At 70.5% G+C, this 20,880-nt stretch carries 18 protein-coding genes; 9 read left to right on the top strand and 9 right to left on the bottom strand.

Annotated elements, in window-relative coordinates; genetic code table 11:
* Nucleotides 1–49 precede the first annotated feature (49 nt).
* The 4 genes from NR111_RS00505 to tkt are packed head-to-tail and all read right to left on the bottom strand — an operon-like array spanning nucleotide 50 to nucleotide 5,758.
* Entirely contained in the window at nucleotides 50–982 is a 933-nt protein-coding gene (locus NR111_RS00505) for a glucose-6-phosphate dehydrogenase assembly protein OpcA (RefSeq protein ID WP_096905442.1), read from the bottom strand.
* Nucleotides 967–2,544, bottom strand: a complete 1,578-nt coding sequence (gene zwf, locus NR111_RS00500) for a glucose-6-phosphate dehydrogenase (protein WP_371607061.1) — start codon at nucleotides 2,542–2,544, stop codon at nucleotides 967–969. Before zwf ends, NR111_RS00505 begins: the two co-directional genes overlap by 16 nt.
* Nucleotides 2,544–3,650, bottom strand: coding sequence for a transaldolase (tal, locus tag NR111_RS00495; RefSeq protein ID WP_256819364.1), 1,107 nt, complete (start codon nucleotides 3,648–3,650; stop codon nucleotides 2,544–2,546). The genes zwf and tal overlap by 1 nt, the downstream gene beginning before the upstream one ends.
* Entirely contained in the window at nucleotides 3,647–5,758 is a 2,112-nt protein-coding gene (gene tkt, locus NR111_RS00490) for a transketolase (RefSeq protein ID WP_256819362.1), read from the bottom strand. The genes tal and tkt overlap by 4 nt, the downstream gene beginning before the upstream one ends.
* A 283-nt stretch (nucleotides 5,759–6,041) precedes the next feature.
* Between tkt and NR111_RS00485 the strand changes: the two genes are divergently transcribed.
* Complete coding sequence (locus tag NR111_RS00485; protein WP_067716330.1) at nucleotides 6,042–6,950, top strand: heme o synthase; 909 nt, start codon at nucleotides 6,042–6,044, stop codon at nucleotides 6,948–6,950.
* A gap of 42 nt (nucleotides 6,951–6,992) precedes the next feature.
* Here the strand turns inward: NR111_RS00485 and NR111_RS00480 are convergent, their stop codons facing one another.
* Nucleotides 6,993–7,961, bottom strand: a complete 969-nt coding sequence (locus tag NR111_RS00480) for a quinone oxidoreductase (RefSeq protein WP_253003619.1) — start codon at nucleotides 7,959–7,961, stop codon at nucleotides 6,993–6,995.
* A 112-nt stretch (nucleotides 7,962–8,073) separates the two neighbouring features.
* On the opposite strand from NR111_RS00480, the gene NR111_RS18400 reads away from it, so the two are divergent.
* Complete coding sequence (locus NR111_RS18400) at nucleotides 8,074–9,684, top strand: hypothetical protein (protein ID WP_306226617.1); 1,611 nt, start codon at nucleotides 8,074–8,076, stop codon at nucleotides 9,682–9,684.
* A 176-nt stretch (nucleotides 9,685–9,860) separates the two neighbouring features.
* Here the strand turns inward: NR111_RS18400 and NR111_RS00470 are convergent, their stop codons facing one another.
* Genes NR111_RS00470 through mptB form a run of 4 tightly spaced genes read right to left on the bottom strand, consistent with a single transcriptional unit; the run spans nucleotide 9,861 to nucleotide 14,218 of the window.
* The gene (locus tag NR111_RS00470; protein WP_256819354.1) at nucleotides 9,861–10,844 is read right to left on the bottom strand and encodes a COX15/CtaA family protein; all 984 of its coding nucleotides are present in this window, start codon (nucleotides 10,842–10,844) and stop codon (nucleotides 9,861–9,863) included.
* A 38-nt stretch (nucleotides 10,845–10,882) separates the two neighbouring features.
* Entirely contained in the window at nucleotides 10,883–11,674 is a 792-nt protein-coding gene (locus tag NR111_RS00465) for an ABC transporter permease (RefSeq protein WP_256819352.1), read from the bottom strand.
* Nucleotides 11,671–12,606: an ABC transporter ATP-binding protein gene (locus NR111_RS00460; protein ID WP_256819351.1), complete on the bottom strand. Its 936-nt coding sequence runs from the start codon at nucleotides 12,604–12,606 to the stop codon at nucleotides 11,671–11,673. Before NR111_RS00460 ends, NR111_RS00465 begins: the two co-directional genes overlap by 4 nt.
* A gap of 25 nt (nucleotides 12,607–12,631) precedes the next feature.
* On the bottom strand, nucleotides 12,632–14,218 hold the full coding sequence (gene mptB, locus NR111_RS00455) for a polyprenol phosphomannose-dependent alpha 1,6 mannosyltransferase MptB (protein WP_154827478.1): 1,587 nt from the start codon (nucleotides 14,216–14,218) through the stop codon (nucleotides 12,632–12,634).
* A gap of 156 nt (nucleotides 14,219–14,374) precedes the next feature.
* On the opposite strand from mptB, the gene NR111_RS00450 reads away from it, so the two are divergent.
* Genes NR111_RS00450 through NR111_RS00420 form a run of 7 tightly spaced genes read left to right on the top strand, consistent with a single transcriptional unit; the run spans nucleotide 14,375 to nucleotide 20,803 of the window.
* Nucleotides 14,375–15,112 (top strand): metalloregulator ArsR/SmtB family transcription factor, encoded by a 738-nt coding sequence (locus tag NR111_RS00450; RefSeq protein ID WP_120283282.1) that lies wholly within the window; start codon nucleotides 14,375–14,377, stop codon nucleotides 15,110–15,112.
* Nucleotides 15,109–16,560 carry a Fe-S cluster assembly protein SufB gene (gene sufB / locus NR111_RS00445; RefSeq protein WP_154827476.1) on the top strand — a complete coding sequence of 484 codons (1,452 nt, stop codon included), beginning with the start codon at nucleotides 15,109–15,111 and terminating at the stop codon, nucleotides 16,558–16,560. Before NR111_RS00450 ends, sufB begins: the two co-directional genes overlap by 4 nt.
* Nucleotides 16,561–16,565: 5 nt before the next feature.
* Nucleotides 16,566–17,774 (top strand): Fe-S cluster assembly protein SufD, encoded by a 1,209-nt coding sequence (gene sufD, locus NR111_RS00440; protein ID WP_132061409.1) that lies wholly within the window; start codon nucleotides 16,566–16,568, stop codon nucleotides 17,772–17,774.
* A gap of 55 nt (nucleotides 17,775–17,829) precedes the next feature.
* Nucleotides 17,830–18,600: a Fe-S cluster assembly ATPase SufC gene (gene sufC, locus NR111_RS00435; RefSeq protein ID WP_067716304.1), complete on the top strand. Its 771-nt coding sequence runs from the start codon at nucleotides 17,830–17,832 to the stop codon at nucleotides 18,598–18,600.
* Nucleotides 18,601–18,618: 18 nt separating this feature from the next.
* On the top strand, nucleotides 18,619–19,878 hold the full coding sequence (locus tag NR111_RS00430) for a cysteine desulfurase (RefSeq protein WP_132061412.1): 1,260 nt from the start codon (nucleotides 18,619–18,621) through the stop codon (nucleotides 19,876–19,878).
* A complete protein-coding gene (gene sufU / locus NR111_RS00425; RefSeq protein ID WP_132061415.1) occupies nucleotides 19,875–20,327 on the top strand; it encodes a Fe-S cluster assembly sulfur transfer protein SufU in 453 nt (150 codons plus the stop codon). Before NR111_RS00430 ends, sufU begins: the two co-directional genes overlap by 4 nt.
* A gap of 17 nt (nucleotides 20,328–20,344) precedes the next feature.
* Nucleotides 20,345–20,803, top strand: a complete 459-nt coding sequence (locus tag NR111_RS00420) for a metal-sulfur cluster assembly factor (protein WP_371517556.1) — start codon at nucleotides 20,345–20,347, stop codon at nucleotides 20,801–20,803.
* Nucleotides 20,804–20,880 lie beyond the last annotated feature (77 nt).

The raw sequence follows: 20,880 nt of genomic DNA, 5'->3' as shown, positions 1-20,880 counted from the left end.
CTGTGGTGGTGGTCCGGTGGGGAAGTGACGTCGACCTCGGGCCCCCGGCTCAGCGAACCGAGGCAGAGGTGTAGATGACACGGTCATGATTGGCCAACGCATCGGCGTACACGCCGTCGGTGTCCATCCGCCGTAGCTCCTCCGAGAGACAGTCGGCGACGCTGCGGCCGACGAGCGCCACCCGTGTGGGCGCCTGACCCGTGATGCGGAGCTCGGCGGAGGTCGCGCTGATCTGCTCGAGGACGATGGAGCCCGAGGCCCGCTCCAGGACGACCATCCTCGGGCCGACGGCCCGCAGGACGTCGATCCCGAGCCGGGACGCCAGCCATCCACCGGCCAGGTCCACCGACGCCGCCCGCTCCGGGCCGCACACCGTCGCCCCGGTGATGCGCTCGAAGGGCGGGCGGTCCAGGGTCGCCGCGAGCAGGGAACGCCAGTGGGTGATGCGCGCCCACGCCAGATCGGTGTCGCCCGGGGAGTAGCCGGCCGCCCGTTTCGCCAGCGCATCGGTGGGATGCCCCTCGGCGTCGGAGTCGACGATCCGGCGCTTAGCGAGCCTGCCCACCCTGTCCTCGGACAACAACGTGGGGGAGTGGCGGGGCCACCACACGGCGAGCGGGGTGTCCGGCAGCAGCAACGGCGTGACGAGGGAGGCCGACTGGGAGGCCATCGCACCGGAGGTGCGCAGCACGACGACCTCCGCCGCCCCGGCGTCACCTCCGACGCGGATCTGACCGTCGAGCCTGTCGGCGTCCGCGCGAGGTCCGCGGATCACCACGATGACCCGGCACGGATGCTCCCGGCTGGCCTCGTTGGCCGCCTCGATCGCGGACTCGCTGCCCCGGACGTGATCGGTGATCACGATCAGCGTGAGCACCCGTCCGATCGTGCTCAGCCCGGCCTCCTCGCGGATCTGCACGAGCTTCTTGGCGATCCCGCGGGTGGAGGTGTCGGGTAGGTCGATGATCACGGTCGCCTCCATGCGCGGCCACTCCGGGCCAGAATCTCGTCGGCGCCCTTCGGCCCCCACGTCCCGGCCTGGTATTGCTCCGGTGTCCCGTCCGACTCCCATTCCTGCAGGACCGGGTCGAGGAGCTGCCAGCTCAGCTCGACCTCGCGGGAGACCGGGAAGAGCGAGGGCTCGCCCAGCAGGACGTCGAGGATGAGACGTTCGTAGGCCTCGGGGGAGGATTCCGTGAACGCCTCACCGTAGGCGAAGTCCATGTTGACGTCCCGGACCTCCATGGCGGTGCCGGGGACCTTGGAGCCGAAGCGCAACGTGACACCCTCGTCGGGCTGGACCCGGATGACCAGCGCGTTCTGCCCCAGCTCCTGGGTCATGGTCGCGTCGAACGGCAGGTGCGGAGCGCGCCGGAAGACCACCGCGATCTCGGTGACCCGTCGTCCCAACCGCTTGCCGGTGCGGAGATAGAAGGGGACCCCCGCCCATCGGCGGTTGTGGACCTCGAGGGTGATCGCAGCGTAGGTCTCGGTGGCCGAGGAGGGGTCGTACCCCTCCTCGTCCTTCAGTCCCACGACCTGCTCGGACCCCTGCCAGCCACCCGCGTACTGACCACGCGCGGCCGTCTCGGCAATCGGCAGTGCCAACGAGGTCGACTCGAGGACCTTGGTCTTCTCCGCCCGCAACGCGGCAGCGGAGAAATCGGTCGGTTCCTCCATCGCGACCAACGCCATCAACTGGATGAGGTGGTTCTGGATGACGTCGCGGGCCGCGCCGATGCCGTCGTAGTAGCCGGCCCGACCACCCAGTCCGATGTCCTCGGCCATGGTGATCTGGACGTGGTCCACGTGGTTGGCGTTCCACACCGGCTCGAAGAGCTGGTTGGCGAAACGCAGCGCGAGGATGTTCTGGACGGTCTCCTTGCCCAGGTAATGATCGATCCGGAATACCGAGTCCTCGGGGAAGACCGCACCCACCACCGCGTTGAGTTCGCGGGCGCTCGCCAGGTCGTGCCCGAAGGGCTTCTCGATGACCACCCGGCGCCAGGACCCCTCCGGGCCGCGGGTGCACCCCGTGCGATCGAGGTGCCGGCAGACGGTCGGGAAGTCATCCGGGGGGATGGACAGGTAGAACGCGTAGTTGCCGGCGGTCCCACGTTCGGCGTCGAGTGCCCCCAGCTGGTCCGCCAGATCGTCGAAGCCCTCGTCGTCGTCGAATGTCCCGGTGACGAACCGCAGTCCGGCGGCGAGCTGCTCCCACACGTCCTCGCGGAACGGGGTCCGGCACCGTTCGCGGGCCTGCTCGCGGGCGAACGCGGCGAACTCATCGTGGGTCCACCGTCGGCGGCCGAAGCCGATCAGGGAGAACCCCGGCGGGAGCAGGCCACGGTTGGCCAGGTCGTAGATCGCGGGGATGAGTTTTTTCTTGGACAGGTCGCCCGTCACACCGAAGATCACGAGACCGGACGGTCCCGCGATCCGGGGGAGCCGACGATCCCGGGGATCACGGAGCGGGTTGGCCCACCCCTCGGGGGCGCCACCCGCGACCTCGCTGACCGAAGTCGCCCCGTCGTCCGGGCCGATCACGACCCCGTCGGGATCTCGTCGATCCGCGCCCTCACCGTGTCCACCAGGTCGTCCCAGGCGGTCACGAACTTCTGCACGCCCTGCTGCTCGAGGAGGGTGAAGACCTCGTCCAGGTCGATCCCCTCGGCTCGCAGTGCGTCGAGGGTGGCCCGGGACTCCTCGGCGGTGCCCCGGACCGTGTCGCCCTCGACGACACCGTGGTCCGCGAACGCCTCGATGGTGCCGAACGGCATGGTGTTGACCGTCCCGTGGGTCACCAGACCGGTCACGTACAGCGTGTCGGGGTACGCCGGATCCTTGACCCCCGTCGAGGCCCACAGGAGACGCTGGGGACGGGCTCCGCGATCGGCGAGTGCCCCGAAGCGTCCCTCGGGGTCGAACAGTTCCTCGTAGACCTCCTGGCAGAGGCGCGCATTGGCCAGCCCGGCCTTGCCCCGCAGCTCTGACGACTCCGGAAGGCGCGAGTCGATCTCGGTGTCGAGCCGGGAGACGAACACCGACGCCACGGAGTGGATGGCGGACAGGTCGTGACCGGCGGCCGCGGCCTGCTCGAGTCCGGTCAGGTACGCCTCCGCCACCGCGCGGTACTGCTCCGCCGAGAAGATCAGCGTGACGTTGACGTCGATGCCCTTGCCGATGACATCGGTGATGGCCGGCAGCCCCGCCGACGTCGCGGGGATCTTGATCATGACGTTCGGGCGGTCGACCGCCTCGGAGAGCTCCACCGCCTGCGTCACGGTCGCCGCGGTGTCGTTGGCCAGGCCGGGGTCCACCTCGAGGGAGACGCGGCCGTCCACCCCGTCGGTCGCGCGGTGGACGTCGGCCAGGACGTCACAGGCGTCGCGGACGTCGGAGGTGGTCAGGGCCCGCACGACGGAATCCACGTCGCGGTCGGCGCGCACCGCCTCGGTGAGCGCGCTCTCGTACGCCGACGAGTCGGCCAGCGCCGATTGGAAGATGGCCGGGTTGGTCGTCACGCCGACGATCGAATAGGCGGACATCCGCTTCTCGAGTTCGCCGGAGGACAGGAGCTGTCGGGACAGGTCGTCGAGCCACACGGAGACGCCGGCGGCGCTCAGGGCAGCGAGATTGGCGTTGGTCATGATGCCTCCCCGGCAGCGGCCGCGAGGGATTCGCGGGCCGCGGAGACCACCGCGTCGGCGGTGATCCCGAACTCGGTGAACAGGGTCTGGTAGGGCGCCGAGGCGCCGAAATGCTCGAGTGAGACGGCGCGGCCGGCGTCGCCGAGGAACCGGTGCCACGGCATCGCGATGCCGGCCTCGACGCTGACCCGCGCGCGGACGGAGCGGGGGAGCACCGACTCGCGGTACCCGGCGTCCTGCTGATCGAAGAACTCGACACAGGGCATCGAGACCACACGGGTCGCCACGCCCTCGGCCTCGAGGACCTCGCGGGCCTGCACGGCCAGCTGCACCTCGGACCCGGTGCCCATGAGGATCACCTCGGGGGTCCCGGTCGAGGCCTCGGCGAGGACATAGCCCCCGCGCTCGACCCCCTCGCGGGCGAGCTCCTTGGTGCCCTCGAGCACCGGGACGTCCTGACGGGTCAGGCACAGACCCTTGGGCCCGTCGAGTGCCTCGAGCATGGCGCGCCACGACGCCGCGGTCTCGTTGGCGTCGGCCGGACGCAGGATCGCCAGACCCGGGATGGCGCGCAGCGCCGCCAACTGTTCGACCGGCTGATGGGTGGGGCCGTCCTCGCCGAGCCCGATCGAGTCGTGGGTCCACACGTAGTACGCGTTGCTCCCCTGGAGCGCGGCGAGCCGGACGGCCGGACGCATGTACTCGCTGAAGATCAGGAACGTCCCGCCGTAGGGCCGGGTGGGACCGTGGAGGGCGATGCCGTTGAGGATCGCGCCCATGGCGTGCTCACGGACGCCGAAGTGCAGGTTGCGTCCGTACGGGGACGCGGTCCACGTGTCGGTCGAGATGGAGGACGGGCCGAAGGAGTCCGCGCCCTTGATGGGCGTGTTGTTGGAGCCGGCCAGGTCCGCGGAGCCGCCCCACAACTCGGGGAGGGTGGCGCCCAGGGCCTGGATGGCCTCGGCGGACGCCTTACGCGTGGCGACTCCCTTGGAATCGGCGTCCCACGTGGGGAGCCCGGCATCCCAACCGTCGGGGAGCTCACCCGAGTACAGACGATCGAACAAGGTCTTGCGCTCCGGGTTCGCCTCCGCCCAGGCGTGGAACATGTCGCTCCACTGCGCGTGGACGCGGGCACCCCTGTCGCGGGCGGCCCGGGTGTAGGAGATCACCTCGTCCTCCACCGTGAACGGCTCGGTGCCGCCCATGCCGAGCGCCTCCTTCACGGCGTCGACCTCGTCCTGGCCGAGCGCCGCGCCGTGCGAGGCCCCGGTGTTCATCATGGTGGGCGCCGGGAAGGCGATGACGGTGCGCAGGACGATGAGCGACGGTTTGTCGGTGACCGCACGGGCGTCGGCGATGGCCTCCTCGATGGCGGCCACGTCCTCACCGCCGTTCACCGTCTGGACGTGCCAGCCGTACGCCTCGTAGCGCGCCGCGACGTCCTCGTTGAGGGCGATCCGGGTGTTGTCCTCGATCGAGATCTCGTTGTCGTCGTAGATCGCGATGAGGTTGCCGAGCTGCTGGGTGCCCGCGAGGGAGGAGGCCTCGGCGGTGACCCCCTCCTGCACGTCACCGTCGGAGGCGATCACGTAGATGAAGTGGTCGAACGGGCTCTTGCCCGACGGCGTCTCCGGATCGAACAGTCCGCGCTCGTAGCGTGCCGCCATCGCCATGCCGACTGCGGAGGCCAGCCCCTGACCCAGCGGGCCGGTGGTGATCTCAACGCCGTCGGTGTGCCGCCACTCCGGGTGTCCGGGGGTCTTGGATCCCCAGGTCCGGAGCGCCTTGAGGTCGTCCAGCTCGAGCCCGAAGCCGGCAAGGTACAGCTGGATGTACTGGGTGAGAGAGGTGTGTCCACAGGACAGCACGAAGCGGTCCCGGCCGACCCACGTGGGATCGGAGGGATCGTGCCGCATGATGCGCTGGTAAAGCGTGTAGGCGAGCGGCGCGAGGCTCATCGCGGTGCCCGGGTGGCCGCTACCGCAACGCTGCACGGCCTCGGCGGCGAGGACCCTCGCGGTGTCGACGGCGCGGGTGTCGAGTTCGGTCCAGTCGGACGGGTGGCGTGCAGTGGTGAGCTCGGTGATCTCCGACGCGCTGGTCACTTGTGGTTCTCCCGGGTCTGAGGGTGCGGCGCGGATCCGCGCGTATGTCGTGAACCACCTTAGTGGTCGCGGGCACGGCGGGCGTGCGGTCCCCGCCCCCGCTCTTTCGCGGACCGCGCAGGGGGGACGTAGTATCGGGTCAGTAGTGCGTTGACGTCTGCTGCGAGGAGTTCCGGTGCACGATTCCACCCCGACCCGGAGTGGGGGGCCATCAGTCTCCCCTCCAGAGTCCACGGGGCGGCCGGCTCCGGCGAGCGGGCGAGCCCGCGCGGTCGACGTGGTGATGGCGTACATCGCCCTCACCAAGCCGCGCGTCATCGAGTTGCTGCTCGTCGCCGCCATCCCCGCCCTCCTCCAGGCCGACCGCGGCAATGTCCACCTCTCGCTGGTGCTGCTCACCCTGGTGGGCGGTTGGCTGGGAGCGGCCAGCGCCAACTCGCTCAACATGGTCGTCGACGCCGACATCGACAAGGTCATGAAGCGAACCGAGCGTCGGCCGTTGGCGCGTCACGCGATCAGTACCCGGGCCGCACTGGTCTTCGGTCTGCTGCTCGGCGTCTCGAGCATGCTGTGGCTGGGTCTGCTGGCCGGGAGCTGGCTGGCCGCGTTCTTCATCCTGCTGACCATCTGTTTCTACGTGTTCGTCTACACGATGATCCTCAAGCGCCGCACGGCCCAGAACGTCGTGTGGGGCGGGGCCGCGGGATGCATGCCGGTCCTGGTGTCGTGGGCCGTGATCACCGATCATCTCCCCGAGGGGCAGGCGCACAACTGGTGGCAGGCGATCGTCCTGTTCCTCATCATCTTCTTCTGGACGCCACCGCACACCTGGGCGCTCGCGATGCGCTACAAGGAGGACTACGAGGCCGCCGGAGTGCCGATGCTCCCGGTCATCATGTCCGCCGAGGGGGTCACCCGGCGCATCACCATCTACACCTGGGTGACCGTCCTGTGCACGTTCGCCCTGATCCCCGCCGCCGGCTGGGTGTACGCGGCCGGCGCCCTCGGCTTCGGAGTGTGGTTCATCGTCATGGCACACCGCCTCGAGGCCGGTGTGCGGCGCGGGGTGGAGGTCAAGCCCCTCAAGTTGTTCATCCTGTCGAACAACTACCTGGCGGGGGTGTTCGTCGCTCTGTCCGTCGACGCGGTCCTCGGACTCCAGACGATCGCGGAGATCCTCCCGATCGCCTGATCACCCACCCCCGCCCTCCTCAGCGGGCGGGGTCGAGGGTGCTCAGCGGGCGGGGTCGAGGACGACCGAACCCGTGGTCTGCCGGGATTGCAACGCCCGGTGCGCTTCCGCCGCCTCCGACAATCCGAACGTCGCGCCCACCGACAACCGGAGCGAGCCGTCGACGATCCCCTCGAGGACCTCGCCGGCCCGCTCACGGAACTCCCCGGTCCCGGCGATGAAGTCACCCAGGCTCGGGCGGGTGAGGAACACCGAGCCCGCGGCGTTGAGTCGCTGCGGGTCCACCGGCGGGACCGGACCGCTCGCCGCGCCGAACAGAACCAGGGTCCCGCGGCGGGCCAGCGAGGCCAGGCTGTCGTCGAAGGTGTCCCGGCCCACGCCATCGAACACCACGGAGACACCGCCGTCGGAGAGCTCGCGGATCCTCTCCGGGGTCGCGTCGGGATAGAGCAGCACGTGGTGCGCCCCCAGCTCGCGACACAGGTCCGCCTTCTCCTCGGTCGAGGTCGTGGTGATCACCCGGTGGCCGTGGGCGACGGCCAGCTGGATGAGCAGCTGCCCGACCCCGCCCGCGCCCGCGGTGATCAGCACGGTGTCGCCGGGTAGGGCCCGGTGGGTGTCGGTGATCAGGTAGTGCGCCGTGAGCCCCTGCAACAGCATCGAGGCCGCCACCTCGTCGTCGATACCCTCCGGCACCGTCACCAGCGACTCGGCGGGCGCGACGACGTACTGGGCGTACGACCCCGGCACCTGACACCACGCCACCCGGTCGCCGACCATCAGGTCGGGCGTTCCCTCGCCGAGTTCCTCGACCACTCCCGTCCCCTCGCTGCCGGGGACGAACGGCAGATCCCGGGCGTAGGTGCCTTCGCGGAAATAGGTGTCGATGTAGTTGACCGCGATCGCGGTGGTGCGGACGAGCACGTCGCCCGGTCCTGGTGAGGGGACACCCACCTCGACCGGTGTGAGCACCTCGGGTCCGCCGTGCCTGGAGATCTCTATGGCTCTCATGGCGCCCAGTATCCGGAAGTGTGTCGTCCGGCGCAGCCGGTGCCGGACTCCGGTTCGCCGGTTCGAGGGAGTCCCGGCGGAAGCGGGGCGGGGGAGGCGATAGGCTACCCCCATGAGCCTGCAGATCCTTTCCCAGTACGCCGGGGGGCCGCGAGTCCGGGCGACCGGCTGGCCCGAGATCACCACCAGTGGGTCCGGGGCGGCGGCCGCACCCGTCCGAACCGATGCGGTCACCGAGGAGGCGCCGGCGCCGTCCGCGCCTGACACGCAGGCACAGGAGCCCGCGGGGGCTCCTGAGACGACCGGGTCGGCGCAGGATGCGCCTGCCGCGACGCAGGAGGCGCCCGCCGCGACGCAGGAGGCGCCTGCCGAGGCGCGGCAGACCCCGGCCCCGGCGGCCGCCGGCGGCGCGGGCGGGGGAATCACCCTGGGTCGGCGCGCCCCGCGCGCCCCGGGCGGAGGAGCCTCCACGCTGCACGGTTCCCGGATCACCGAGGTCGACGGTGGCGCTCCCGCGGCGCACGCATCGACGGCGCCGGCCGCGGAGGTTCCCGCTTCGCCCGAGGCCCCGTCCGAGCCCGCTGCGGAGCCGGCGCCCTCCGCCCAGGCCGATGCCACCGAGCAGAGCACGGCCGCGAAGTCGTCGGACGAGCCGGTGGCCGCTCAGGCACCGTCCGCCCCGACAGCGTCCGCCCCGGCGACCACGTCCGGCGGGGGACTGAAGCTCGGCGGTGGGTCCAAGGCCAAGGCTCCCGGCGGGGGACTGAAGCTCGGGGGAGGGTCCAGGGCCAAGGCCCCCGGCGGCAGGTCCGCGGGCAAGCTCGTCCTGGGTGGTGCGGCCGGTGCCGCGGCGGCCGCGGGTGCGGCTGCCGCCTCTGGTGGTGGCGAGAAGAACGAGGCTCCGGCCGCCGCGGCGACGCCCGCGCCGGGCCCGGCACCTGCTGCTCAGGCTGACGCCGCTCCCACCACCGGGGCGGCGTCCGAGCCCGGCACCGACTCCTCGTCCGGCGCCGACTCCGTGTCGACGGAGAAGAAGTCCGGCGGCCTCACGCTCGGCGGCGGGAGCAAGGCCAAGGCGCCCGGCGGCGGCAAGAGTGGAGGCCTGACGCTCGGAGGCGGGAGCAAGGCCAAGGCGCCGGGCGGCGGCAAGAGCGGAGGCCTGACGCTGGGCGGCGCCGCCGCCACCACGGACTCCGCGGCCGAGTCGAAGAGCGACGAGCCGACGACGGGTAAGGCCGCTCCGGCGCCGTCCGCGACCGATCGCCCGGCGGATGCGCCGGCCGCGTCCCAGCCGGCGGCGGTGCCCCCGGCCGACGAGCCCGCGGCGCAGGAGTCGGAGAAGCCGGCCGCCGCGGAGGTCCAGCCGACCGAGAAGGCACCCGCCGAGAAGGCACCCGCCGAGAAAATCGAGGCGGCCCCCGTGCAGACGGGCCCCACCCCGCCGGCCAAGACGGTGAAGTTCGTCGAGAAGTTCCTGTCCCGGCACGGCGGGACGGCGGACGTCGTGCTCCAACCGGTCGGCCGTTCCGGGGTCCGCATCACCCTGGTCGGCGCGGACGGCGTCCTGGGAGACACGATGGTCGACAGCCTGTCGCAGGCCGAGGCGGTCCGCGACGGGATCTCAGGCCTCACCGGATCGGACTGGACGCGCGAGCTGGTCTCGCGCACCGATGTCCCTGCCGGTCACTGGAAGCGCATGGCCGGATCGGGCTCCCTGGTCTGACCTTCGCACCCACGACAGCGGCCCAACGACAGCGGCCCCGCCGATCGGCGGGGCCGCTGTCGTCTCTGCGGTCGGCCGGGTGCGCGCCCCGAATGGACCGGAGAGGACGCGCACCGGGCCGTCACCCGTACAGAGGCGACGCGTACCCCGCGACCCTACCGGGGTCGGCGACCGTGTCAGGCCGGCACGCGGTCCCGGATGACCCCCGCCGCCCACAGGGCGCCGGTGACGGCGGTGATCGCACCCGCCAGGGTCACGTGCGCCACGACCAGCAGCTCGGGCACCCCGAGCTGGTACTGGGTGATCCCGATGACCGCCTGCGCCGCGATGAGCCCGATGAGGATCGCGCTCCGCCGGATCGCGGGGCCCTCCGTCCGCAGCGCGACGAGCCCGGCCAACAACCCGATGAGCAGGCAGACGTAGCCCACCATGAGTTCGGCGTGGAAGTGGACGAGCCACTGGATGGGCATCTGGAGGCGATCCGCCGCGGTGATGCGCGCGTCGCCGGCATGGGGTCCGGCGCCTGTCACCATCGTCCCGGTGGTGAGGACCCCGGTGAGCAGGACGGCCGACAGCACGGTCAGCCACGTCATCGGCTTGGGCATGACCCGCCGGGGCGGCGCGGTGTCGGCCTCGCCGATGCGGACGAAGAGGACGGCGGCGAGCCAGGCGAGGATCATCGAGGGCAGCAGGTGCAGCGCGACGGTCCACCACGCGAGGCCGGCCAGGACGGTGATCCCGCCGAGCACGGCCTGGGCGAGGATGCCGGCGGGCATGGCCCAGGCGAGGACCTTGAGGCCGCGGCGGCGCCCGGCGCGGTACACCGCGAGGAGCAGCGCCACGGCGACCGCCGCCAGGACGAAGGTGAGCAGGCGGTTGCCGAACTCGACCGCCTGGTGCAGCGCCGGTGCGGCGCCGGGGACGGGCACGAAACTGGCCTCGTTGCACTGCGGCCAGGTCTCGCAACCCAGACCGGAGGCGGTCACGCGCACGGTGACGCCGGTGGTCATGATGCCGATCTGGGCGATGACGTTGGCGAGCGCGACACCCTTCTGGACCCGGATCGACGGAACGGGAAGGCGGGACAACGGTCCGGTCGATCGCCCGGGGTCGCTCGCGGCCGGGGTTCCGGAGGTCGGGGCGTGCGATGTCGAGGTCACGGCCCCGATTCTAGGCCGCGGCGCGCCGGGGTCTGCTATCAGGTGAACGAGAAGTGACGCACGGCAAATCCGCCACACACGGCCGTCCAGAGGACCAGGGACAGCGCGGCCAGGGCGGGGACGCCGCCGGCGAGCGCCGTGCCCAGCGCGGAGGTCAGCGCGTAGGAGGGGACGACGACGAGGAGGTCGGCCACCGCGGAGGGGAGGTCGACCACCCCGATCGCGAGTCCGGCGCCCCCGATGAGGACGAACCAGATGAGGTTGGCCAGGGCCAGGACGATCTCCGCACGCAGGGTGCCCCCGAGTAGGAGCCCCATGGCGGAGAACGCCACCGATCCCAGGGCGATCACGAGCGCCCCCAGCGCCAGCCCCGGGAGCTCGGGCCGCCATCCCAGCAGCGCCGCGATGACGCCGAGGACGACCGCCTGGCCGGCCACCAGCACGAGCGTCGCGAGGATCTTGCCGAGGATGATGACCGCCGGCGGCAGGGGGGTGCCCCCGAGACGTTTGAGGGCGCCGTACCGGCGGTCGAAGCCCACGGCGATCGCCTGGCCGGTGAAGGCTGTCCCCATGACGGAGATGGTCAGTACCGCGGTGATCGCGTGATCGACCCGCGGATCCGATACCGCACCGAAGTCGATCGCGGTGAGGCCGAAGAGGATGGCGACGGGGATGACCAGGGCCACGAGGAGCTGTTCACCGTTGCGCAGGAACAGGGCCAGCTCCATACGGGTCTGGGCGGCGGTCATCCGGGCCGGGGACGCCGGCGCCGACGGGCGGGCGAAGGTGCCGGGGGCGAAGCGGTTGCCGCCGGTCTGGGTGTGGGTCATCGCAGTTCCCGTCCGGTCAGGTCGAGGAAGACCTCCTCGAGACTCCTGGTGCGGGTGGCCAGGGAGGTGAGTTGGACGCCGGCCCGCTCGAGGGCGGCACACATGGCGGTCATGAGTTCGGGGGAGACCGGGCCGTGGACCTCGAGGACGCCGGCGGCGGTCCCCGCCGCGACCGTGTGCTCCCCACCGAGGACGCCGGCGAGCAGCGACGGGGACACCTCGCCGTCGACGACGAGGGTGACGCCCTCCGCGGTCCCGGCGCGTTCGAGTTCGGCGGGCGTCCCGGAGGCGACGCGCCGGCCGTGGTCGACGATCACGACCTCGTCGGCGAGCGAGGCCGCCTCGTCCATGAGGTGGGTGGTGAGCAGCACCGCGGCGCCGTCGCGACGCAGCGCGTGTACGAGGTCCCACACGGCCCGGCGCGACTGGGCGTCGAGACCGGCGGTCGGCTCGTCGAGGAAGACCAGCTCCGGCCGGCCGATGACCGCGATCGCCAGGGACAGCCGCTGTTGTTGGCCGCCGGACAGGCGCCGGTACGGGGTCCGGACGTGCTCGGTGAGCCCGAGTGCGCCCAGCAACCAGCCCGGATCGAGAGGATCGGCGTAGTAGGACGCCACCAGCCGGAGCATCTCGCCCACCCTGGCGGCGGGGTAGGAGCCGCCACCCTGGAGCATCATCCCGATGCGGCTGCGGACCCGCTGGCGATCGATGACCGGGTCCAGGCCCAGCACTCGCACGGTGCCCGCGTCGGGACGGGCGAATCCCTCGCAGATCTCGACCGTGGTGGTCTTGCCCGCCCCGTTGGGTCCCAGCAGGGCCATGACCTGCCCGCGCTCGAGTCGCAGGTCCAGGCCGGCGACGGCGGTGGTCGCCCCGAACCTCTTGACGAGCCCCTCGACGTGCAGCGCGGGCGTATCCGTCGGAGAGGTCACGGGATCCGAGTGTAGGCCGGTCCGGCTAGCGGAAGCGCAACAGCCCCGGCCACCGGAACAGTGCGACGAGCAGGACGGCGACCACCGCCACGGTCGCCGCCCAGGCCTGGACGGTCACGAACGGGGGCAGTCCCGCACCCGGCGGGAGGGTGAAGCAGGCCAGCACCGCGCTGACGGCGACCACCGGGAGGCGGAATTCCACCCGTGAGGCCCACGCGGCCAACGGGACCAGCGCCCACAGGACGTACCAGGGCTGCACGACGGGGAAACACAGGACGATCGCGGCCATGGACACCCCCAGCCCACCGACCGGGTTGATCCGACCCGCCTGGACCGCGAACAGCATGCGGACGGTGAACGCGCCGGCCGCGACTAGGGCGGCGGTCTGCACCATGACGAGGATCTGTTCGGTGTGGTCCCCGAGCCCGAGATACTGCCCGATCCCGCCGACGATCACACCGAGCGCGGTGGGCGGGGAGAGCCAGCTGCGCAGCGAGGTGGCCGCCCCGAGTTTGGTGATCCAGCCGAGGCCGGACGAGGTGACGATCATCGCCACCCCGGTGGTCACACCGCTCACCGCCGCCATGACCGACGCCGCGCGCAGGGTGGCGGACCAGCTCGCACCCCACCGGCGCGCCAGGGCCATGCCGATGAACCCCAACGCCACCACCGTGGGGAGTTTGACCAGGGCCGATCCGGTGACCAGCACGGTCCCCAGGATGAACAGCGAGGTGGTGCGCCACCCGGATCCGGGGGCGTCCACTGCGCGCAGCGCCAGCACCAGCCCGACCGCCAGCAGGCCCATCATCAGCGCCTCGGAGTGGATGCCGGAGACGAGGTGGAACAGGACCAGGGGGTTGGCCACGGCCAGCCAGAGGGCGGCGACGTCGGACACGCCGCAGTACTCGGCGAGCCGTGGGACGGCCCAGCCCAGCATGAGGATCCCGATCACGGCCACGACCCGGTGCAGGATGGTCCCGGCCACCACGTCGTCGCCGGTGAGCCCGTGGATGACCTTCTGCACCCCCAGGAACAACGGTCCGTACTGGTTGGGCGTATCGCGCCAGATGTCCGGGACGTTGACGGTGAGCGCGTGGGAGGTCCCCAGTGCCGGGACCGGACCGAGTTCGTAGGGATCGTCGAGCTCGTTGCCGATCGCCCCCTGGGCCAGGTAGCTGTAGACGTCCCGGCTGAACATCGGCGGCGCCAGCGCGAGGGGGAGCGCCCATGACGCGATCACCCGGTCGAGCGTCGCGCGGTCGATCCGACCACTGATCCGACCCCGCCGATCCCGCCCGAGCACGTACGGGGCGAGCAGCAGCCAACACAGGGTCACCGTGACCATCCCCGCCATGACGACCGTCATCGAGGACTGCTGCAGGCGCAGCCACAGGCCGAACAGTCGCTCGCCGGCGATCGGGTTCTGCAGGACGGGCAACGCGCCGGCCCCGAGCGCCCCGATCGCCATCGCCACGGCGGCGGTGGTGCCGATCAGACGGATGCGGCGCAGGCGGGCCATCTCCGCGGACAACGGGGACCCGGTGGACAGTTCCTGCGCGTGGAGGCGGGAGGTGACCGACCCGGCACCACGCCTGGGGTAATCGCGTGCCACAGTCCCGACCCTTCCTCCACCGCCGCTGTCGTCGCACACCTCACCCCGGCGGCGCGCCCGGGGGTGGGGGGAATATTTCCGAAACAGAAGTGTTGCGTAATATCAGGAGGTGCGTCCCGACCGGGCGCACCGAGCATAACCGGAAGGGAGTGGCGTATGAGCGTGCAGCACGTGTTCGAGAGCAGCACGCGGCCCGACACCCGCTCGTCGATCCGGGAACTCCTGTTGGAGCGCGGAGCACTCACCGCCGTCGAGATCGGACACGAGCTGGGGCTCACCGCCGCCGGTGTCCGGCGACACCTGGACCATCTGGTCGAGGCCGGCGAGGTGGAGGCCGTCCGTTCGCGGCCGGCGGGAACCCGCGGTCGCCCGGCCAAGGCGTTCCAGATGACGGTCTCCGGCCGCAGCACCGCCCGCCACGGGTACGACCACCTGGCGGTCGAGGCCCTGACCGCCCTGCGTCGTATCGGTGGCACGGCCGCGGTCACGGAGTTCGCCCGCGAGCGGGTGCGCTCGGTGATCGGTCACGTCCGTCCGGCCGAGGGCCCGCACGACGTCGAGCGCGCCGCCACGGACATCGCCACCGCGCTGTCCGGTGCCGGCTACGCGTCCTCCGTGGAGGAGGCGGGCACCGGCCTGCAGATCTGCCAGCACCACTGCCCGGTGTGGAACGTCGCCTCCCGGTTCCCCGAACTGTGCGCTGCCGAGCAGGAGGTGGTGTCCGAGATAGTGGGCACCCACGTCCAGCGGCTCGCCACCATCGCGGGCGGAAACTGCGCCTGCACCACCAACATCCCGACCGGGACCGTGACCGTGAGTGACCTCGCGGCCACGATCCCTGCACCGGCCGACGCGTCCGCGTCGGCACCGACCGCCGAAAGGACAGTGCGATGACCATCACCCCCGATCAGGTGACGGCCGACGTCACGGAGCCGACCACCGATGAGGAACGAATCGCCTCCATCGGCCAGTACAACTACGGCTGGCACGACTCGGACGACGCCGGTGCCACCGCGCAGCGCGGCCTGTCCGAGGCGGTCGTGCGTGACATCTCCGCCAAGAAGAGCGAATCCGACTGGATGCTCGAGAAGCGGCTCAAGGCCCTGAAGATCTTCGACAAGAAGCCGATGCCCACCTGGGGTTCGGATCTGTCCGGTATCGACTTCGACAACATCAAGTACTTCGTCCGTTCCACGGAGAAGCAGGCCACCAGCTGGGAGGACCTGCCCGAGGACATCAAGAACACCTACGACAAGCTCGGCATCCCCGAGGCGGAGAAGCAGCGGCTCGTGGCCGGCGTCGCCGCGCAGTACGAGTCCGAGGTGGTCTACCACCAGATCCGTGAGGACCTGGAGAGCCAGGGTGTCATCTTCATGGACACCGACACGGCGCTCAAGGAGCATCCCGAGTACTTCGAGGAGTACTTCGGCTCGGTCATCCCCTCCGGTGACAACAAGTTCTCCGCCCTCAACACGGCCGTCTGGTCCGGTGGCTCGTTCATCTACGTCCCGCCGGGCGTGCAGGTGGACATCCCGCTGCAGGCGTACTTCCGGATCAACACCGAGAACATGGGCCAGTTCGAGCGGACGCTGATCATCGTCGACGAGGGCGCCTACGTCCACTACGTCGAGGGCTGCACCGCGCCGATCTACAAGTCGGACTCCCTGCACTCCGCGGTCGTCGAGATCGTCGTCAAGAAGGGCGGCCGGTGCCGCTACACGACCATCCAGAACTGGTCGAACAACGTCTACAACCTCGTCACCAAGCGTGCCCGTGCCGAAGAGGGCGCCACCATGGAGTGGATCGACGGCAACATCGGCTCCAAGGTGACGATGAAGTACCCGGCGGTCTGGCTGACCGGTGAGCACGCCAAGGGCGAGGTCCTCTCCGTGGCGTTCGCCGGTGAGGGCCAGCACCAGGACACCGGTTCCAAGATGCTGCACCTGGCGCCCAACACGTCCTCGAACATCGTCTCCAAGTCGGTGGCTCGGGGCGGCGGGCGCTCCGCGTACCGCGGTCTGGTCCAGATCAACGCCGGCGCGAAGGGCTCGAAGTCCAACGTCGAGTGCGACGCGTTGCTGGTCGACAACATCAGCCGGTCCGACACCTACCCCTACATCGACATCCGGGAGGATGACGTCACGCTGGGGCACGAGGCCACGGTCTCCAAGGTGAGCCAGGACCAGCTGTTCTACCTCATGAGCCGCGGCCTGGCCGAGGACGAGGCGATGGCCATGATCGTGCGTGGTTTCGTCGAGCCGATCGCCAAGGAACTCCCGATGGAGTACGCGCTCGAGCTCAACCGCCTGATCGAACTGCAGATGGAAGGATCGGTGGGCTGACCACCATGACCGACACCACCGCACCCGAGACCGGGTCCACCCCGGCACCCCTGACGGACCGCTACGGCGTCCCCGTCGACGCCACCAAGGGCGACCAGTTCTCGTCGTTCGACGTGGGCGCCTTCGAGGTACCCAGCCACAAGGACGAGATCTGGCGGTTCACCCCGCTGCGTCGTCTGCGCGGTATTCACGACGGCTCCAACATCACCGCGACCGGTCGCCTGCTGGCGTCCGTCGCCGAGCACGACGGTCTGACCGTCGAGACGGTCGCCATGGACGACAAGCGCGTCGGCGAGGCCGGGGCCCCCCGCGACCGCGTCGCCGCACAGGCGTTCAGCTCCGCCTCCGAGGCCACCGTCATCACGGTCGCCAAGGAGACCGTGATCGACGAGCCCGTCTACGTGACCGTCGACGGCCCGGGCGAGGGCGAACTGGCCTACGGCCACACCCAGGTCCGCCTCGAGGCGTTCGCCAACGCCACGTTCGTCGTGGACCAGCGTGGCGGCGGAACGATCGCCGAGAACGTCGAGTTCATCGTCGGCGACTCCGCCCACCTCGAGATCGTGCTCATCCAGGACTGGGACGACGACGCCCTGCACCTCGCGGGTCACCACCTACAGGTCGGCCGCGACGCGACACTGACCTACACGACGGTGACGTTCGGTGGCGAGCTCGTGCGCGTCTCCCCGTTCGCACGGTTCACCGCGCCCGGCGGCACGGTCACCCTCAACGGCCTGTACTACGCCGACGACGGGCAGCACCTCGAGCACCGTCTTCTCGTGGACCACTCGGAGCCCAACTGCACCTCGCGGATCCTCTACAAGGGTGCGCTGCAGGGCGACGCCAAGTCGAGCCTGCCGGACGCACACACCGTGTGGATCGGTGACGTGCTGATCCGCGCCCGGGCCGTGGGCACCGACACGTATGAGATGAACCGCAACCTTGTACTCACCGACGGTGCCCGCGCCGACTCGGTCCCGAACCTGGAGATCGAGACCGGCGAGATCGCCGGTGCGGGCCACGCCAGCGCCGTGGGACGGTTTGACGAGGAGCAGTTGTTCTACCTCATGTCCCGGGGCATTCCCGAGGACGTCGCACGACGACTCGTGATCCGCGGGTTCTTCGGCGAGGTGATCAATCGCATCGGCGTTCCGGAGGTGCGCGAGCGGATCACCGAGGCCGTCGAGTCGGAGCTGGAGTCCTCCGGCATCTGACGAGCCCCGCCAGTACATCCCCCACGACTTCTCACACAGATTGCGAGCACTACCCATGACCACTCTCGAGATCAAGGGCCTCACGGCCCGCGTCGCCGCGACCGAGGACTCTCCCGAGACCGTCGAGATCCTCAAGGGGGTCGACCTGACCATCGAGTCGGGCCAGACCCACGCCATCATGGGGCCGAACGGCTCCGGCAAGTCCACCCTCGCCTACGTCATCGCCGGCCACCCCAAGTACGAGGTCACCGGCGGCACCGTGACGCTCGACGGCGAGGACGTCCTGTCGATGGAGGTCGACGAGCGGGCCCGCGCCGGCCTGTTCCTGGCAATGCAGTACCCGACCGAGATCCCCGGGGTCTCCACCGCGAACTTCCTGCGCTCCGCGGCCACCGCCGTCCGCGGTGAGGCCCCCAAGCTCCGCCACTGGGTGAAGGAGGTCAAGGAGGCCATGTCCGACCTCGACTTCGACCCGGCGTTCTCCGAGCGCAGCGTCAACGAGGGATTCTCCGGCGGCGAGAAGAAGCGTCACGAGATCCTGCAGCTGGACCTGCTCAAGCCGAAGATCGCCGTGCTCGACGAGACCGACTCCGGCCTCGACGTGGACGCGCTTCGCGTGGTCTCCGAGGGTGTCAACCGCTACAAGGCGGAGGAGAACGGCGGCATCCTGCTCATCACGCACTACACCCGCATCCTGAAGTACATCACCCCCGACAAGGTCCACGTGTTCGTCGACGGCCGCGTCGCCGCCTCCGGTGGCGCAGAACTGGCCGACGAGCTCGAGGCGAACGGGTACGAGAAGTACCTGACGCCGGCGAACGCCTGACCGGACAGCTGGGAGAACATGACCTCGACCCTCGATCTCACCGCCGTGCGCTCGGATTTCCCGATCCTGCAGCGCACGGTCCGTGACGGAAAGCCCCTGGTCTACCTCGACTCCGGGGCGACCTCGCAGCGCCCGATGCAGGTGTTGGACGCCGAGCGGGACTTCCTGCTGCACTCCAACGCGGCCGTCCACCGCGGTGCGCACCAACTCGCCGAGGAGGCGACGGACGCCTACGAGGGCGCCCGTGCCGACATCGCGCGGTTCGTGGGTGCCGACGTCGACGAGCTGGTCTTCACCAAGAACGCCACCGAGGCGCTCAACCTCGTGGCCTTCGCCCTGGGTGACCAGCGCTTCGGCGAGTACGCGGTGGGCCCCGGGGACGAGGTCGTCATCAGCGAGCTCGAGCACCACGCGAACCTCGTGCCGTGGCAGGAGCTGTGCCGACGCACCGGCGCCACACTGCGTTGGTACGGCATGACCGACGACGGTCGGATCGACCTCGACTCGCTCGAGCTCACCGACGCCGTCAAGGTCGTCGCACTGACCCACCAGTCCAACGTCACCGGCGCGGTGACGGACGTCGCCCGCGTGGTGGAGTCCGCCCGGGCCGTCGGCGCGCTCGTCGTGCTGGACGCCTGCCAGTCGGTGCCGCACATGGCGGTGGACTTCCACGCCCTCGGCGTCGACTTCGCGGCGTTCTCCGGCCACAAGATGCTCGGGCCCACCGGCATCGGCGTCCTCTACGGCCGGCGCGAGTTGCTGCGGGCCATGCCCCCGGTCCTCACCGGCGGGTCGATGATCTCCACCGTCACCATGGAGGAGACGACCTACGCCGACCCGCCCCAGCGATTCGAGGCCGGGGTGCCCATGGTGTCCCAGGCGGTCGGGCTCGCGGCGGCGGTGCGCTACCTCGAGCAGGTCGGGATGGAGACCATCGCCCGCCACGAGGAGTCCCTCACCGTGGCCGCGCTCGACGCCCTCGGCCAGATCCCGGGGATCCGGATCGTCGGCCCGACGGACATGGTCTCGCGCGGCGGCGCCGTCTCCTTCGTCGTGGACGGCATCCACGCCCACGACGTGAGCCAGGTGCTCGACGACGACGGCGTGGCCGTCAGAGTGGGGCACCATTGCGCGTGGCCGCTGCACCGGCGTCTCGGCGTGCAGTCCACCGTGCGGGCGTCGTTCGCGCTGTACAACACCCTCGACGAGGTCGAGGCTCTCGCGAGGTCCCTGCGCCGGGCCCAGCAGTTCTTCGGAGTGGAAGGGGCGCTCACGTGAAGCTCGAGCAGATGTACCAGGAGGTCATCCTCGACCACTACCGTCGTCCGCAGCACAGCGGACTGCGGGAGCCCTTCGGCGCCGAGGTCCACCACGTCAATCCCACCTGTGGTGACGAGCTGACACTGCGGTTGCGGTTGTCCGACGATCTCACCACCGTGGAGGACGTGTCCTACGACGCCCAGGGTTGCTCGATCAGCCAGGCCTCCACCTCGATGATGGCCGACCTCCTGGTCGGCCGTCCCGTGGCGGAGTCGCTGGAGGTGGTCGACGCCTTCCAGGCGATGATCTCCTCCCGCGGGCAGGACGCCGGGGACGAGGAGCTCCTCGACGATGCCGTGGCGCTGGCCGGCGTGTCGAGGTACCCCGCGCGCGTCAAGTGCGCGCTGCTGGGCTGGATGGCGTTCAAGGACGCCCTCGGCCGACAGACCGAACACCATCAGGAGTGAGTGACATGACCGAGCAGATGACCCCTGCCAACGATCCGTCGGTCGACGAGTCCGCGTCGACCGAGGAGAACGCCACCCCGGCCGGAACCGTCTACAACGGCGAGTTCCGCCCCGACCCCAACCGGCCGGAGCAGTCCGAGGAGGACCTGGCCCTCGTCGCCGACCTCGAGGAGGCCATGCGTGACGTGGTCGACCCCGAGCTCGGGATCAACGTGGTGGACCTCGGGCTGGTCTACGACATCTGGGTTCGCCCGGGTGAGACCGAGGGCTCGACGATCGCCCGCGTCGACATGACGCTGACCTCCGCGGCCTGCCCCCTGACGGACGTCATCGAGGATCAGGCCCGCAGTGCGACGATCGGCGCCGATCTCGTCAACGACCTCGAACTCAACTGGGTCTGGATGCCGCCGTGGGGACCGCAGATGATCACCGACGACGGCCGCGAGCAGCTCCGCGCCATCGGCTTCACGGTGTAGCCGCGCCCCGGTCACGCGACAGAGCGCCCGCCCCCTCGAGAGGGGGCGGGCGCTCTTCGTGTCCGGGTCGACCTTCC

This window comes from Dietzia sp. Die43 (genome assembly GCF_024519835.1).
GTDB classification, from domain to species: domain Bacteria; phylum Actinomycetota; class Actinomycetes; order Mycobacteriales; family Mycobacteriaceae; genus Dietzia; species Dietzia kunjamensis.
Note: the sequence above shows the minus strand (reverse complement) of the source record. Positions and strands in the feature narration are given on the sequence as shown.